The organism is Mycobacterium sp. GA-1199, assembly GCF_001500045.1.
Taxonomy (GTDB): Bacteria; Actinomycetota; Actinomycetes; order Mycobacteriales; family Mycobacteriaceae; genus Mycobacterium.
Genome location: NZ_LQIX01000045.1, coordinates 40,597 through 56,479, shown reverse-complemented (window position 1 = coordinate 56,479; position 15,883 = coordinate 40,597). Strand labels below are relative to the sequence as shown.

Here is a 15,883-nt window from a genome sequence, read left to right as displayed (position 1 = left end):
GGGACCTCCTGGCGTCAGCCTCGCGGAATGCCCGCGAGTTTGTCGGCGAATTTGGCTTCGGCGGCTTCGCGTAGCCGCAGCAGGTGTTCGGAGGGGAACACGTCCGGCGCCGGCTTGACGTCCTTGAGCAGCAGCCGCGCCAGCGTCACCTTGTGCACCTCGGTCGGGCCGTCGGCCAGCCCGAGCACGAACGACTCCGTCAGGTACTGCACGAACGGCATCTCGTGGGAGGTGCCGAGCGACCCGTGCAGCTGCAGCGCCCGCGCCGAAACATCGTGCAGCACTTTCTGCATCATCGCCTTGACCGCCGAGATGTCCGCGCGCACCGCCTTGTAGTCGTTGTACTGGTCGATCTTCCACGCGGTATGCAAGGTCATCAGCCGGAACGCCTCGATCTCCATCCAGGAGTCCGCGATCATCTCCTGAACCATCTGCTTGTCGGCCAACATCGAACCCTGGGTGTAGCGCGAGACTGCCCGTTCGGTGAGCATGTCGAAGATTCGCCGCACCAGACCGACGGTCCGCATGGCGTGGTGAATCCGCCCGCCGCCGAGCCTGGTCTGGGCCACCACGAAGGCTCCGCCACGGGGACCGAGCATGTGATCGTCGGGTACGCGGACGTTCTCGTAGCGGACGTATCCCTCCCGTCCACCGCCGCCGAGGGGTTGGTAGCCCAGGCCGACGTCGCGCAGCACGTTGATGCCGGGCGTGTCACCGGGTACGACGAACATCGAATAGCGTTGGTACGGCGGCGCGTCGGGGTCGGTCATCGCCATCACGATGATGAACGACGCCATCGACGCGAACGACGAGTACCACTTCTCGCCGTTGATGACCCAGTGGTCCCCGTCGCGGGTGGCGGTGGTGGTGAACACCTTCGGATCGGCGCCGCCGTGGGGTTCGGTCATCGAGAAGCACGACACGATCCGGTTGTCCAGCAGCGGCTCGAGATACCGCTGCTTGAGTTCGGGTGTGCCGTAGTGGGCGAGGATCTCGCTGTTACCGGAATCCGGTGCCTGCGAACCGAACACGATCGGCGCACATTCGGACCGGCCGAGGATTTCGTTGAGCAGCGCCAACTTGACCTGGCCGTAGCCCGGACCCCCGAGGTGCGCGCCCAAATGGGTGGCCCACAGCCCGCGTTCCTTGACGATCTGCTGCAGCGGCGGAATCAGTGCCTGGCGCACCGGATCGTTGAGATCGTGCGACTCCTTGACGATCAGATCGATGGGTTCGCATTCGTTGCGGACGAAGTCCTCCACCCACGCCAGCTGTTCGGCCCACTCGGGGTCGGTCGAGAAATCCCAGGCCACTGTCCGTCCTTCCGTCCGCTTTCAGCTATCCGACCACTTCCGCCGTCGTTGCGCGGCCTCTTCGGTGGCGTGGCTGAGCACCTGATTGCGGTTCTCCAGTTCCATCGCGGCGTCGAGTCCGGAGGCGTCGGTATTGGTCTGCAGCGCCCGCTTCGTCAACTGCACACCCAGCGGGGAGAGGTCGGCGATCGTCGCCGCGATCTCCAGCGCGCGTTCGGTCAACCGCTCCGGCGCGACGACCTCGCTGACCAGCCCGCGGCGGTCGGCCTCCTCGGCGCTGACCGTGCGACCGGTCAACATCCAGTCCGCTGCGACGCTGGTGCCCACGATCCTGGGCAGGTGATAGCTCATGCCCATCTCGGCGCCCGACAGGCCCAGCAGGATCGCGGCGTTGCCGAAAGTCGCGGCCGTCGAACAGATCCGGATGTCAGAAGCCAGGCACAGCGCGAGCCCGGCGCCGACGCACGGCCCGTTCACGGCGGCGACGACCGGCTGCGGCAGCGCCCGAATCGCCTGCGGCAACGCCGCCATCGCCTCCTGAAAGCGCATCCGTTCGATCGCCGGGGCCGACGCCTCCATGGGCGACCCGAAGTTGCGTACGTCGATCCCGGCACAGAACCCACGCCCGGCACCGGTCAGCACGACGACATTGACCGAGGTGTCCACGCCGATCTCGGCAAAGGTGTGCGACAGTTCGTCGCGCATGACCTCGTTGATCGCGTTGAGCTGCTTGGGCCGGTTCAGTTGCAGGACAACGACGCCCGGGCGGTCCCGGTCGACGATCAACGTCTCGGTCATGTCAGACCCGCTCGATGATGGTGGCCGTGCCCATTCCGCCGCCGGTACACATCGTGACCAGGCCGGTGGCCAGGTCGCGGCGTTCGAGCTCGTCGAGCACCGTGCCGATGAGCATGGCACCCGTCGCCCCGATCGGGTGGCCGAGCGCGATCGCCCCGCCGTTGACGTTGACCCGGTCCGGATCGAGCTCGAGGTCGCGGATGGTCTTCAAGGGTACGGCCGCGAACGCCTCGTTGATCTCCCACAGATCGATGTCGGCCACGGCCATCCCGGCCTTGTCCAGGCACCGCTGCGCGGCGGGTCCCGGCGCGGTGAGCATGATGACCGGCTCGCTGCCGATCGCCGCGGTGCACCGGATCTTCGCCCGCGCGGCAAGGCCATTGGCGTCGAGCCATCGCCGCGACGCGACAACGGCCGCGGCGGCGCCGTCGACCACACCCGACGAGTTGCCCGCATGGTGGACATGGTCGACGGCGGTCAACTCCGGATACCGGGCGAGGCAGATCTCGTCGAATGTGGCGGATTCACCCTCGACGCGCGCCGAGCCCATCTTTTCGAAGGCCGGCGGCAACTTGGCCAGCTTCTCGGAAGTCGTGCCGGGCCGGGGATGTTCGTCACGATCGAGGACGACCTCACCGGCGGCATCGGTCACCGCGATGACCGAACGATCGAAGCGGCCCTCGGCAATCGCGTCGGTGGCGCGCCGTTGGCTCTCCACGGCGTACGCGTCGACGTCCTCGCGAGCGAACTTCTCCAGCGAGGCGATCAGGTCCGCCGAAATACCCTGCGGCACCGTGGGATGCAGTTGACGGAACGCGGGGTTGTCGCCGTCGATCGTCGGCACCCCGACGCTGGCGTTCCACCGCGACATCGACTCGACACCGCCGGCGACCACCAGATCCTGCGCCCCGGCCGCCACGCCGGTCGCCGCGACCGTGATCGCCTGCTGCCCCGAACCGCAGAACCGGTTGAGCGTCATGCCCGGCACGGTTTCCGGCCAGCCGGCGAGCAGCGCGGAAAGACGCGCGATGTCGTCGCCGTGCTCGCCGGCGAGGATCCCGTTGCCTGCGACCACGTCGTCGACATCGACTGGATCGAAACCCGTTCTGGCACACAATGCTTGCAGGCACTGGGCGAACAGCGCCTGCGGGTGGATCCCGTGCAGGGCGCCGTCTGCCCGGCCACGACCCCTCGGTGTGCGTACCGCGTCGACGATCCAGGCGTCCATGTCAGCGCCGCGGCAGCCCGAGGACCTGCGTGGCGATGATGTTGCGCTGGATCTCCGACGTGCCACCGGCGATGGTGCCGCCGAAGCTGCGCGCATAACGCTCGAACCAGCTCGCGAAGTAGTGATCGAGATTCATGTGCTCGTACGGTCCCGAGGTCGACGGGTGGATCAACCCGTCGGCGCCGGCGGCGGCCAACGCGTTCTCCATGGCCTGACGTTCGGCTTCGGATCCGAACAGTTTGAGCACCGACACCGAGGCGGTGTCCATCTCTCCGCGCGCGGCCCGCGCCAACGCCGCCGAGCCCATCGCCCGCAACGCCTGATAATCCATGATCGTCGTTGCGTATTGGTCACGTTCGAGTTCGGTGCGGGGCCGGAAGTCGGCGATCATGTTGTCGATGCGGTCGGCGAAGCCCAGCCACATCATCGTGCGCTCATGGCCGAGCGAGCCGTTCGCGACGCCCCAGCCGCCGTTGAGCGGGCCGACGAGGTTCTCGGCGGGTACGCGCGCGTCGGTGAAGAACACCTCGTTGAACTCGAGGTTGTCCTCACCGGTCATGTCGGCGAACGGACGACACACGACACCGGGTGTGTCGGTCGGAATGATCAGCGCGCTGATGCCCTTGTGCTTGGGCGCGTCGGGATCGGTGCGAACGAACGTCAACAGGAAGTCGGCGTCGTGCGCCCCCGACGTCCAGACCTTCTGACCGTTGACGACGAAATGGTCGCCGTCGGCGACCGCTCGGGTGCGCAGCGACGCCAAATCCGAACCGGCGCTGGGCTCACTCATGCCCAGCGACGCGGTCATCTCGGCCTTCAGCACCGGCACCGCCCAGCGGTGCTTCTGCTCATCGGAGCCGAACGTGATCAGCGATGCGGCAACGATGTTGACGCCCTGGGGATTGAAGCTGTGGTAGATCCGCCGCCGGCAGAGCTCGTCGAGGTGGACGAACTGCTGCACCACGGTCGCATTGCGGCCACCGAACTCGGGCGGTTGCGCAGGAAGAAGCCAGCCGTTGTCGAACAGCAGGCGCTGCCAGTCGCGGGCCCACTGCGGCATGTGCGACACCGACTTCGGCCGCTCCAGGGTCTGCGACTCGGGCGGCAGATGCTCGTCGAGAAACGCCGCGAACTCCGCGCGGAACTGCTCGACCTCGGAATCGAAAGTCAGCTGCATCAGTTGGTCCTGTACTCCGCCGCGATCACCGCGCGATGCTCGGCGGCACCACCGAGCAGAAGCTCGCCGGCTTTCGCCCGCTTCAGCGCGAATTGAAGGTCGTTCTCCCACGTGAATCCCATGGCGCCGAACAGCTGCAGCCCGTGCCGGAACACCACCGCCTGCGCCTCCCCCGCCGACGCCTTGGCCATGGCGGCGGCCAGACGTCGCCGCGAATCGTCTTCGGCGATGGTCAGCGCGGCGAAATAGGCCAGGGCCCTGGCGCGTTCGATGGCGACGTGCATGTCGACGGCCTTGTGCTGCACCGCCTGGAAGGAACCGATCGCGACGCCGAACTGCTGGCGCTGTTTGACGTGCTCCAACACCAGGTCCAGGATGCGTTGGCAGGCACCGACCGTGGTGATCGCCATACCGGTCAGCGCGACGTGGCGGGCCCGTTCGGCGTCTGCGGGCACCCGCGCCGTGTCCGGCACGCGTACGTCGGCGAACGACACCTCGGCGACATGCAGCACCGGGTCGAAGACGGGACTGCGCCTCGACGTGACCTGATCCGCGTCGACGACGAAGACACCTGCGTCGGTCACGACGGCGAAGCGTTCGGCGCGGTCACCGTCGAGCACGTGGTGAGCGGTGCCGTCGAGCACCCACCCCTCGGCCACCCGGTAGGCGGCCACACCGTCGTACACCGCCGTGCCGGCCTGCTGGGGGTCGAAACGGTCGCCGACCAACGGCGCGAATTGCGTCAGCGTCGCGAGAAACGGCGTGGGATCGGTGGCGCGACCCAACTCCTCGAGCACGATGGCGAGTTCCACCGCGTTCTCGGCGTCGGCCAGTTCGGTCCAGCCGGCGTCGACGTAGGTCTTCCACAGGGGCGACGGGTCCACCCCGTTCTCGGCGATACCGCGGATCAGCGAGGCCGGGCACTGCTTGGTCACCGCGTCGCGCACGGTCTCCTGCCAGAGCCGCTGATCGGCGTCGAACTCCAGTAACACCAAGCCTCCCGAGGCCTCGAAGATGGGCAACGCGTCGCTGCGAGAATAACATTCTCCAATCGAGGCGTAACCGTTCTCCCGACGTGACTACCACGTTTCACATGCCGCGTGTCATGCAGTTGACCAGCAGACACCCTGACCTGCGCAAAAGTAAGCGTTTTGTAGAGAACTGGATTCTTGCGATTGAAGAACAACGCTTTACACTGGGAGGTGTTCGGCGCTCGCGCAGCGCTCTTCTGCGCCTGCCGACGGGCCGGATGACATCGGAGGAACAGCCTTGGTGATGCAGAACCCGGACGGGACGCGAACTCCCGTCATCGACGCCAGCGTGCACATCTTCAGCAAGTCGAACAAGGACTTCCGGAGCTTCCTTCGCGAGCCCTTCAAGAGCCGCGGGTTCCCCGACTACGAGATGGACTGGTACGGCGCTCCCGGCGGCGAATACGCCCCCGGCACCGAGGGCGAGCGCCGCTACCCGGGCTCAGACCCCGAGTTCGTCGGGCAGCAGCTGTTCGACGAGCGCGGCGTCGACATCGCGATCCTTCACCCGATGACCCGCGGCATCATGCCCGACCGGCATCTGGGCACCGCGATCGCGGCAGGGCACAACGAAATGATGGTCAGCCGCTGGCTCGAGGACAACCCGTACGCCGAGAAGTTCCGCGGCACCATCCGGATCAACCCCGACGACGTCACCGGTTCACTGCGCGAGATCGCCAAATACGCCGACCATCCCCGGGTGGTGCAGGTCGGCGTGCCCCTGCAGTCCCGCGAGCTGTACGGCAAGCCGCAGTACTGGCCGCTGTGGGAGGCCGCCAACGAGGCGAATTTGCCCGTCGCGGTGCACATCGAAGTGGGAGCGGGCGTCCAGTACGCGCCGACGCCGTCCGGTGTGCCCAGGACCTACGAGAACTACGTCAGCTTCATGGCGCTGAACTACCTGTACCACCTGATGAATCTCATCGTCGAAGGGGTATTCGAAAGGATGCCCACGCTGAAATTCGTCTGGGCCGACGGGGCGGCGGACCTGTTGACGCCGTTCATCTGGCGGATGGACTGCTTCGGGCGCCCACACCTGGAGCAGACCCCGTGGGCGCCGCGGATGCCCAGCGATTACCTGCCCGGCCACACCTACTTCGTGCAGGGCGCGATGGACGGGCCCGGCGATGTGGAGTACGCCGGCGAATGGTTGAGCTTCACCGGCAAGGACGACATGGTGATGTACGGGTCGAGCTATCCGCACTGGCAGCTCAACGACCTGACGGTGCCCTCGGCGTACTCCGACGAGCAGCGCGACAAACTGTGCTGGCGCAATGCCGCCGAGCTCTACGGCATAGACGTCGGAGCCGCAGTGGGCGCACAGTGATAGGGCGTGGGACGCAGTTGAAAGGCAGGGAGCCACGATGACGGTGACAGTGACAGAGCGCAAGCCCGCCGCGGAGCGCGTCGCGGTGCGCTGCGTCGACTCCGACGTTCATCCAACCCCGAGAGCGGGTGAGCTGACGCCCTACATCCCGGAGCCGTGGCGCAGCAAGTACTTCCTGACGCGGCGGATCGGCGACCAGATCTACTACGACGCACCCGACTACGCCCACGCGTACGCGATGCGGGTCGACACCTTCCCGTCGGACGGCAACTTCGCGGGCAGTGACCCCGAGCTGGCGTTCAAGCAGCTGATCATGGAGGCGGGCGCCGACATCGCGATCCTGGAGCCCGCCGCCTATCCGGCGCGGTTCCCCGAGGTCAACCATGCGATGAGCGTTGCGCTCAACGACTGGCAGGCCAATCACTGGCTCGACAGCAAGAACAACTGGCACGAGCGGTGGCGCGGATCGATCTGCGTGGCGATCGAGGCGCCCGAGGATTCGGCTCGCGAGATCGAGCGCTGGGCCGGCCACCCCTACATGGGCCAGATCCTGATCAAGGCCGAACCCCGCCCGGCGTGGGGTGATCCGAAGTACAACCCGATCTGGGAGGCCGCGACCCGCAACGACATCACGGTGAGCTGCCACCTGTCGCGCAGCCACCACGAGGAGTTGCCGATCCCGCCGGTCGGATTCCCCAGCTACAACCACGATTTCATGGTCACCTATTCGCTGCTGGCCGCGAACCAGGTGATGAGCATGATCTTCGACGGGCTCTTCGACCGGTTCCCGACGCTGCGAATCGTGTTGGTGGAACACGCTTTCACGTGGATCCTGCCGCTGATGTGGCGAATGGACGCCATCTACGAGGCCCGCAAGTCGTGGTTGGACATCAAGCGCAAACCGTCCGAATACGTCAAGGATCACATCAAGTTCACCACCCAGCCGCTGGACTACCCCGAGGACAAGACGGAGTTGTCGCGCGCGTTCGAGTGGATGGAGTGCGAGAAGATCCTGCTCTACTCGTCGGACTACCCGCACTGGACGTTCGACGATCCACGCTGGCTGGTCAAGCATCTGCCCGAGCACGCCCGCGAAGCGGTGATGTTCCGCAACGGCATCGCGACGTACCACCTTCCCGACACGGTTCCAGCCCTCGAGGGCCAGGTGCGGGTGTTCTGAGTTGAGCGAACAGGAGAAGACGCCCCGGCTGGCCCAGGGGCGTGAGCACGTCGTCGCCACGGTCGACGAGATCCCGCCCGGCAAGCACAAACTGGTGCCGATCGGACGCCACGGCGTCGGTGTGTACAACGTCAACGGCACGTTCTACGCGATCGCGAACTACTGTCCGCATGAGGGCGGACCGCTGTGTTCCGGGCGCGCCCGCGGCCGCACGATCGTCGATGAGAGCGTCCCCGGTGACTCGGTGATGGTCCGCGATATGGAGTACATCTACTGCCCGTGGCACCAGTGGGGTTTCGAACTGGCCACCGGCACCACGGCGGTCAAGCCCGAGTGGAGCATTCGGACCTACCCCGTGCGGGTGGTCGGCAACGAGGTGTTGGTACAGGCATGATCACGAGTCCCCTCATTTCCGCGTGGGCCCCCGCGTCAGCTGGGGATGTGCGTGTCTGCACCCGACACGCCGCGGAAAATCAGCACTTTGCGCACGTTCGCGGAGGCTCGCGATGACCACGACGGAGTCCGCCGGCCCCGATCTCAAGCCCGGCGAGAAGACGATGGAGATCAACGGCGGCGACGTCGTCTACGAAATCCTCGGCAAAGAAGGCGATTTCATCGCGCTGACGCCCGGCGGCCGGTTCAGCAAGGACATTCCCGGTCTACGGCCACTGGCGGAGGCGCTGGCCTCGGGCGGTTACCGCGTGCTGCTGTGGGATCGGCCGAACTGCGGCAAGTCCGACGTGCAGTTCTACGGTAAGAGCGAATCACACATGCGCGCCGAAACTCTGCACGCGCTGATCACCGGACTCGGCATCGAGCAGTGCATCATCGCCGGCGGATCGGGGGGCGCGCGCGACTCGATGCTGACCACCATGCTGTATCCCGAGATCGTTCGAAAGCTGGTGGTGTGGAACATCGTCGGCGGCGTATACGGGTCCTTCGTGCTGGGCGGACACTACGTGGTGCCGAGCATCCTGGCCGCCCGCGGTGCGGGCATCGACGGCGTGCTGCACGTCGCCGAGTGGAAGGAGCGCATCGCCGAGAATCCTCGCAACGAGGATCGGTTCAGAGCCCTCGACGTCGACGAGTTCCTGAAGGTGATGTTGCGCTGGCTCAACGCCTTCGTGCCCAAGCCCGGTCAGACGATTCCCGGTGTCGAAGACGAGATGTTCGACAACATCACGGTACCGACCTTGATCATCCGCGGCGGCGAGAACGACTGGGACCATCCGAAGCGTACGTCGCTGGAGGTCAGCTGCCTGATCAAGGGCTCGACGCTGATCGACCCGCCCTGGCCCGAGGATGCCTGGGAGCGGGCCGGTGAGAAGTTCGCGGCCAGTGGCGGAAAGGACTTCTGCCTGTTCGACACGTGGGTGCAGGCGGCACCCGCGATCCTGAAGTTCCTGGACAGTTGATGGCCGAGTCCACCACAACCGCGCGGGCCCCCACATCAGTAGGGGACGCACATCCTTGTCCGTCCGCCCCGGCGTATCGCGTACACGAGCGCGCGCTCGTGGCGTCGGCTCATGTAGTGCGGATGTGGACCTCGCAGTTGAGCGAGGCCTCCAGCGCGGTGTGCACCCGGCTCTCGGGCACGCGGTCGAGGTCGGCTCTGCGCAACGTCACGTACACGACGTCCCATCCGTCGTCGCCGGGTACCCGTTCGATCTCCCCGGAGAGCCCGAGCCCAGCCAGCACACCGTGCGCATCGTCGTCGGTGCCGCGGCTGATGAACGTCACCACGCCGGGCACCGGAGTGGTGCCGAATGCGTTGCCGCACAGTTCGAGCGCGACCCGACGGAGCTGCTCGGGATCCTCGCCGGCGATCAACAACTCGACCTCCCGGCGTTTCGGCGGCAACCCGGCCAGATTGTTGGCCACCACCTCGATGCCGTGCGCAGCCGCCGAATCCCTCAGGCGAACAAGGCCGTCGTCGAGTTGGGCCGGGCCGAGTTCGCCCGCCGTGTCGACACCGACGCGCACGACCGCAGTCCTCATGTCCGTCAGCCTATCCGCGGGCCGGAAGGACCAGCCATGACCTCTACTGCCACCGAACTCGCCGTTGCCGCCTGGCCGGATTGCGCACCGCGCCTGTTGCGCCCCTCGGAGGCGGGAACGGAGAACTACGCCGAATACGCCCGAGCGGGCGGATATCGGCCGCTGATCGACGCCGATGCGCTGCTGACGCAGGTCGATCTATCGGGCCTGCTGGGCCGCGGCGGCGCCGCGTTCCCGATCGGCACCAAACTGCGCACCGTGCACAATGCCCACCAGCGCGGCTCGGAGACCGTCGTCGTGGCCAACGGCGAAGAAGGCGAACCCGCGTCGGTCAAAGACCGCTGGCTCCTGCGCAACCGTCCTCATCTCGTGCTCGACGGTCTGCGCTTGGCGACGGCCGTCGCAGGCGCCCGTCGGGCCTACGTCTACGTCTCCGACGGGCCCGCCGCGGACGCGGTCACGGCCGCGCTGGGCGAAGTGCCGTCGGAGACATTCGGCGCGACCGAGATCAGCGTCGTCACAGTCGAACCCGGATACGTGGCCGGTGAAGAGACCGCCGCGGTCCGGCGCATCAACGGCGGACCCGCCAAGCCGACCGACAAGCCGCCGCGGCCCTTCGAGGAAGGTGTTGACGGGGTTCCGACCATGGTCAGCAACGTCGAGACGCTGGCCAACCTGCCCTACATCCACGAGCACGGCGCCGAGAAGTTCCGGTCGGTCGGCACACCGATGTCACCGGGAACCTTCCTCGCGACCATCACCGGCGGCGGTCGACCCGCCGCGCTGTACGAAATCCCCCACGGCGCACCGTTCGCCGATCTGCTGGCTCTGCACGGTCTGACCAACGATGCGGTCACCGGCGTCTTGATGGGCGGTTACTTCGCCGGCCTGGTCAACACCGACATCCTCGATGCGACGCTCGACCACGAATCGGTTCGCCGACTCGGCAGCGGTCTGGGATGCGGGGCGGTCTCGATCCTCACCGACGACTGTCCCGTCGCCGTCGCGGCCGCTGTGATGTCGTACTTCGACCGGGAGAACGCGGGCCAGTGCGGATCCTGCTTCAACGGCACCGCCGCCATGGCTGCGGTGACGTCGGCGCTACGCGACGGCGTAGCCACCCAGGAGGACGTCACCCGCTTGGAACGTTGGTCGGTCGTGCTTCGCGGCCGTGGCGCGTGCGGCACCCTCGACGGCGCCACCAACGTCGCCGCGAGCCTGCTGCGACAGTTCCCCCAGGTGGTGGCCCGCCACCTCGCCAACGACTGCACGGCCTGTCGGACCGACGCGTTCGCCGCCCTGCGGCCTTACGAAGTGGAGGCGGTGGCCCAATCATGAGTGACGGCTTGCGAATCCGGCTCGATCGGACGCTGTGCGACGGCTTCGGGATCTGCGCCAAGCACGCCCCGGGGTATTTCTCCCTGGACGACTGGGGTTATGCCTCCCTCATCGGTGACGGGACGGTACCGGAGAAGGACAGGGACGCGGTGATGCGCGCACTGTTGGACTGCCCCGTGCACGCGATCATCTACATGGGTGAACACCGACCCTCCGACGACACCGCGGTGCATCAGGAGGCGCACGAGGTGCCCGAGCCGGAACCCAGAACCGATGACAACGAGGCGATCTCGGGATTCGTTCGGTGACCAGACCACTACCCGAGCTGACGGTACTCAACGAGTTCTTCTGGACCGCCGGCGCCGACGGTGTCCTGCGCATCCAGGAGTGCCGTGACTGCACGGCGCTGACCCATCCGCCCCAACCGGTGTGCCGGTATTGCCGGAGCCGCAACATGGGCGTCCGCGACGTCTCGGGCAAGGCCACGCTGTCGGCGTTCACCGTCAACCACCGGTTCGGCTTCCCGGACCTGCCGCCGCCGTACGTCGTGGCCCAGGTGGCGATCGTCGAGGATCCCCGAGTTCGACTGACCACCAACATCGTTGACTGCGACCCCGACGACCTGAAACTCGGTCAACTCGTCGAGGTGCAGTTCCAACAGCTCGCCGATGTGTGGCTGCCCGTCTTTAAACCCGGCAGCGACGGACAGAGCGGCCCGGCCGCCGAGGACGAGATCGCGCCCCAGGACTTCTCCCGTCACGTCAGCCAGCCGCTGAGTCGCCAACGGTTCGAGGAACATTCGGCGATCACCGGAATCGGCGCATCGCGGCTGGGTCGGCGACTGATGGTCCCGCCGCTGTCGCTGACCATCGAAGCGTGCGAGGCCGCCGTCGCCGATGCGGGTCTGACGTTCGACGACATCGACGGTCTGTCGACCTATCCCGGGTTGGACATCGCGGGCATGGGCGAAGGTGGCGTCACCGCGCTCGAGGGCGCTCTCGGTCTCCGCCCGGTGTGGATCAACGGCGGCATGGACACATTCGGGCCCGGCGGCTCGGTCATCGCGGCGATGATGGCGGTGGCGACGGGTATGGCGCGCCATGTGCTGTGCTTTCGCACATTGTGGGAGGCGACGTTCCAGCAGCTGATGAAGGAGGGCAAGGCGTCACCGCCGGGCGGCGCGCGAACCTCGAGCTGGCAGATGCCCTTCGGCGCGATGTCGGCCGCCCACACGCTCGCGCTCAACGCCCAGCGCCACTTCGAGCGCTACGGCACCACGCGCGAGACACTCGGCTGGATCGCGCTCAACCAGCGGGCGAACGCGGCGCTGAACCCGACCGCCATCTACCGCGACCCCATGACGATGGACGACTATCTCAACGCACGGATGATCACGACGCCGTTCGGGCTGTACGACTGCGACGTTCCCTGTGACGGCGCCGTCGCCGTCATCGTCTCCGCCGTCGAAGCCGCCGAAGACATGCCGCACAAGCCGGTGCTGTTCGAGGCGGTCGGCACGCAGATCGTCGAACGCACCGACTGGGACCAGAGCACGCTGACACACGAACCCCAGGTGCTCGGTCAGGCCGCCCATTTGTGGACCCGAACGTCGTTGCGGCCCAAGGATGTCGATGTGGCGGAGCTGTATGACGGCTTCTCGTTCAATTGCCTGTCGTGGCTGGAGGCGCTCGGCTTCTGCGGTATCGGCGAGGCCAAGGACTTCCTCGACGGCGGCAAGGCCATCGCCCGCGACGGGGTGATTCCGTTGAACACCCACGGCGGCCAGCTGTCGCACGGCCGCACCCACGGGATGGGTCTGATCCACGAAGCGGTCACCCAGCTTCGCGGCGACGCGGGCGAGCGGCAGGTGAAGGACGCCAAGGTCGCGGTGGTCAGCAGCGGCGGGCTCACACCCAGCGGGGCGATCCTGATGCGGACCGACGGGTGAACCCCCGCCCCCGCGTCGTCCTCGTCGACGGCGTACCCATGTCCGGCCTGGTCGCCGAGGCCGACAATCCGGCGACCGTCGTCGTTGCCTTCCACGGGGGCGCAAGCACCGCAGCGTATTTCGACTGCCCCGGCCATCCCGAGCTGTCGCTGTTACGCGCCGGCCCGGCCCGCGGTATCACGGTCGTGGCGCTGGACCGTCCCGGCTACGGCAGTTCGGCACCTTATCCCGACGCTATGCACCAACCCGAGCAGCGGGTGGCACTCGCCTATGGCGCCGTCGACAAGGTCCTGGGCCAGAACCCGCGCGGCGCAGGGCTGTTCCTGCTCGGCCACTCGGCGGGCTGTGAACTGGCCGTGCGCATGGCCGCCGACGCCCGTGCCGCACAGGCGGACGTGCTCGGACTCGGCCTGGCCGGCACCGGGTTACGGTACGCGGACGCCGCGGCCGAGATCTTGAAGGCGACGACGGCCACCCGGCGGCCGGCCGGACTGCGCGACCTGTTGTGGGAACCCGCCGACATGTACCCGCCCGAGGTGCTCTCGGGCATCACGAATTCGTCGACGGGTGCGCCCTACGAGTCCGAGATGACGAAAAACTGGCCGCGGCAGGACTTTCCGGCACTGGCCGCCCGGGTCGAGGTGCCGGTGCAGTTCACCGTCGCCGAACACGAACGGGTGTGGCGTACCGACCCCGAGTCGCTGGCCGACATCGCCGCGGCGTTCGCCGCCGCGCCCCGCTTCGTACTCAACGAACAGGCCGGCGCCGGTCACAACCTGTCACTGTCGTTCGCTGCCGCGGACTACCACGACAGGGTCTTGTCATTCGTCGAGCAATGTGTCGCGGCCCGACGAGACGCCGAAGAGAAGGCTGAGCAGAAAGTGGAGGCGGATTGATGCGCGTCGGATTCATCGGACTGGGCAGCCAGGGCGGCCCCATGGCCCGCAGGATCGTCGAGGGCGGATTCGAGACCACGCTGTGGGCACGGCGGGCGGCCAGCCTAGAACCGTACGCGGGTACGGCTGCGAAGACCGCGAGTACGCCTGCGGAGTTGGCCGCGGCCAGTGATCTGGTGTGCCTGTGCGTGGTCGGCGACGATGACGTGCGAGAAGTCCTCAACGGTGAGACCGGTGTCCTCGCCGGCCTTGCTTCCGGAGCGGTCATCGCCATTCACAGCACCGTGCATCCCGACACCTGTAGGGAGATCGCCGAAGTCGCGGCCAAACAAGGGGTTTCGGTCATCGACGCACCGGTGAGCGGCGGTGGGCCCGCCGTTGAGGAGGGCAAGCTGCTGGTGATGGTCGGCGGCGAGGAGGACGTCGTCGAACGCTGCCGCCCCGTGTTCGCGACCTACGCCGACCCGATCGTGCATCTCGGCCCCCTGGGCAGCGGACAGGTCACGAAAATCCTGAACAACCTGCTGTTCACCGCCAATCTCGGCAGCGCGCTGAGCACACTCGATCTCGGTGAATCCCTTGGCATTCCGCGTGTGCGCCTGGCCGAGGTGCTCAACGGCGGTTCGGCCACCAGCAAGGCATTGGGCAGCATTGCGATATTCGGCGGCACGGTCGAAGGGCTGGCCCCGATCGCGGGCGCGTTGCTGCAGAAGGATGTTCGGCATGCGGCCAGCATCGCGGCCACCGCATCGGTACCGGAGGGGTCGGTGTTCACCGTGGCCGATACGGCGTTGCGCAACATGGACCATCCGCGGTGACGCGCGTCGGCTTCGTGGGGGCGGGGCGAATGGGCGCGCCGATGGTGCGCCGCCTCGTCGATGCCGGTCACGACGTGCGCGCACTGGGCAGGACCGACGAGAAATGCGCCGCGGTAGGCGATATCGGCGCGCAGCCGGTAACCCGTGCGGCTGATGTCGCCGACGGGGCCGACGTCGTGGTCGTCTGCGTGTTCACCGACGAGCAGGTCCAGCAGGTGTGCCTGAACGACGGCCTGGCGGCGGGCATGCAGCCGGGCAGTGTGCTGATCATCCACACCACGGGTAGCCCGGCCACCGCCCGAAAGCTGGCGGCCGAGTTCGCCGACATCGACGTCGTCGACGCGCCGGTCAGCGGCGGCCCGCACAACATCGCGGCCGGCGAGGTGACGCTGTTCGTCGGCGGCACCCACGCCGCGGTCGACAAGGTCCGGCCGGTGCTCGCCAGCTACGGCGAGCCGATCCTGCACGTCGGTGAACTCGGAGCGGGCCAGGCCGTCAAGCTCGTCAACAACAGCCTGTTCGCCGCCCAGATCGGCCTGCTGCGCACCGCTGTCGACCTCGGCGCCCGGCTCGGCGTCGGCGAGGCAGAGCTGCTCACATCGCTCACCCACGGCAGCGGCGCCAGCCGGGTCGGCGAGTTCATCGCCGCGCGCGGCTCGGTTCGGGGCTTCGTCGCCGACGTCGGAGAGTTCATCGGTAAAGACGTCGCAGTGGTTCGCCAGATCGCGGGCGAACTGGGCAGCGACCTGGGCCTGCTCGACGGGATCTTCGATGCCGGGATCCGGCCATAAACAGCGGCGATTCCCCTTACCAGGAGGCATCCGGTGAGGC

Annotated in this window: 16 protein-coding genes; 10 read left to right on the top strand and 6 right to left on the bottom strand. The window is 67.2% G+C overall.

From position 1 onward, the window contains the following. Window positions 1-14: 14 nt before the first annotated feature. From AU198_RS19880 to AU198_RS19860, 5 genes are read right to left on the bottom strand one after another with little or no spacing between them, the layout of a single operon-like run. A complete protein-coding gene (locus tag AU198_RS19880; RefSeq protein WP_064350292.1) occupies window positions 15-1,313 on the bottom strand; it encodes an acyl-CoA dehydrogenase family protein in 1,299 nt (432 codons plus the stop codon). Window positions 1,314-1,334: 21 nt separating this feature from the next. Then, window positions 1,335-2,111, bottom strand: coding sequence for an enoyl-CoA hydratase/isomerase family protein (locus AU198_RS19875; RefSeq protein ID WP_064350291.1), 777 nt, complete (start codon window positions 2,109-2,111; stop codon window positions 1,335-1,337). A 1-nt stretch (window position 2,112) separates the two neighbouring features. Next, window positions 2,113-3,339, bottom strand: coding sequence for an acetyl-CoA C-acetyltransferase (locus tag AU198_RS19870; RefSeq protein ID WP_082691124.1), 1,227 nt, complete (start codon window positions 3,337-3,339; stop codon window positions 2,113-2,115). 1 nt (window position 3,340) lies between these two features. Then, the gene (locus tag AU198_RS19865; protein WP_064350290.1) at window positions 3,341-4,516 is read right to left on the bottom strand and encodes an acyl-CoA dehydrogenase family protein; all 1,176 of its coding nucleotides are present in this window, start codon (window positions 4,514-4,516) and stop codon (window positions 3,341-3,343) included. Continuing rightward, window positions 4,516-5,508, bottom strand: coding sequence for an acyl-CoA dehydrogenase family protein (locus AU198_RS19860; RefSeq protein ID WP_064350469.1), 993 nt, complete (start codon window positions 5,506-5,508; stop codon window positions 4,516-4,518). The genes AU198_RS19865 and AU198_RS19860 overlap by 1 nt, the downstream gene beginning before the upstream one ends. Window positions 5,509-5,791: 283 nt before the next feature. Here AU198_RS19860 and AU198_RS19855 point away from each other — a divergent pair, with 283 nt between their 5' ends. The 4 genes from AU198_RS19855 to AU198_RS19840 all read left to right on the top strand — a co-directional run bounded on the left by AU198_RS19855 (window position 5,792) and on the right by AU198_RS19840 (window position 9,469). After that, window positions 5,792-6,874: an amidohydrolase family protein gene (locus tag AU198_RS19855; protein WP_197416170.1), complete on the top strand. Its 1,083-nt coding sequence runs from the start codon at window positions 5,792-5,794 to the stop codon at window positions 6,872-6,874. A gap of 37 nt (window positions 6,875-6,911) precedes the next feature. Continuing rightward, complete coding sequence (locus tag AU198_RS19850) at window positions 6,912-8,054, top strand: amidohydrolase family protein (RefSeq protein ID WP_064350288.1); 1,143 nt, start codon at window positions 6,912-6,914, stop codon at window positions 8,052-8,054. A 1-nt stretch (window position 8,055) separates the two neighbouring features. Beyond that, window positions 8,056-8,448, top strand: coding sequence for a Rieske (2Fe-2S) protein (locus AU198_RS19845; RefSeq protein WP_064350287.1), 393 nt, complete (start codon window positions 8,056-8,058; stop codon window positions 8,446-8,448). A gap of 112 nt (window positions 8,449-8,560) precedes the next feature. Then, on the top strand, window positions 8,561-9,469 hold the full coding sequence (locus AU198_RS19840) for an alpha/beta fold hydrolase (protein ID WP_064350286.1): 909 nt from the start codon (window positions 8,561-8,563) through the stop codon (window positions 9,467-9,469). Window positions 9,470-9,578: 109 nt separating this feature from the next. Here the strand turns inward: AU198_RS19840 and AU198_RS19835 are convergent, their stop codons facing one another. Next, window positions 9,579-10,052 (bottom strand): hypothetical protein, encoded by a 474-nt coding sequence (locus tag AU198_RS19835; RefSeq protein ID WP_064350285.1) that lies wholly within the window; start codon window positions 10,050-10,052, stop codon window positions 9,579-9,581. A gap of 36 nt (window positions 10,053-10,088) precedes the next feature. On the opposite strand from AU198_RS19835, the gene AU198_RS19830 reads away from it, so the two are divergent. From AU198_RS19830 to AU198_RS19805, 6 genes are read left to right on the top strand one after another with little or no spacing between them, the layout of a single operon-like run. Continuing rightward, window positions 10,089-11,390, top strand: a complete 1,302-nt coding sequence (locus AU198_RS19830) for an NADH-ubiquinone oxidoreductase-F iron-sulfur binding region domain-containing protein (RefSeq protein ID WP_064350284.1) — start codon at window positions 10,089-10,091, stop codon at window positions 11,388-11,390. A gap of 8 nt (window positions 11,391-11,398) precedes the next feature. Continuing rightward, on the top strand, window positions 11,399-11,698 hold the full coding sequence (locus AU198_RS19825) for a ferredoxin (protein ID WP_231744734.1): 300 nt from the start codon (window positions 11,399-11,401) through the stop codon (window positions 11,696-11,698). Next, on the top strand, window positions 11,695-13,338 hold the full coding sequence (locus AU198_RS19820; protein ID WP_064350282.1) for a thiolase C-terminal domain-containing protein: 1,644 nt from the start codon (window positions 11,695-11,697) through the stop codon (window positions 13,336-13,338). The genes AU198_RS19825 and AU198_RS19820 overlap by 4 nt, the downstream gene beginning before the upstream one ends. A 38-nt stretch (window positions 13,339-13,376) precedes the next feature. Continuing rightward, on the top strand, window positions 13,377-14,234 hold the full coding sequence (locus AU198_RS19815; protein WP_064350468.1) for an alpha/beta hydrolase: 858 nt from the start codon (window positions 13,377-13,379) through the stop codon (window positions 14,232-14,234). Further along, window positions 14,234-15,052 (top strand): NAD(P)-dependent oxidoreductase, encoded by an 819-nt coding sequence (locus AU198_RS19810; protein WP_064350281.1) that lies wholly within the window; start codon window positions 14,234-14,236, stop codon window positions 15,050-15,052. Before AU198_RS19815 ends, AU198_RS19810 begins: the two co-directional genes overlap by 1 nt. Continuing rightward, window positions 15,049-15,843, top strand: a complete 795-nt coding sequence (locus AU198_RS19805; protein WP_064350280.1) for an NAD(P)-dependent oxidoreductase — start codon at window positions 15,049-15,051, stop codon at window positions 15,841-15,843. The genes AU198_RS19810 and AU198_RS19805 overlap by 4 nt, the downstream gene beginning before the upstream one ends. Window positions 15,844-15,883 lie beyond the last annotated feature (40 nt).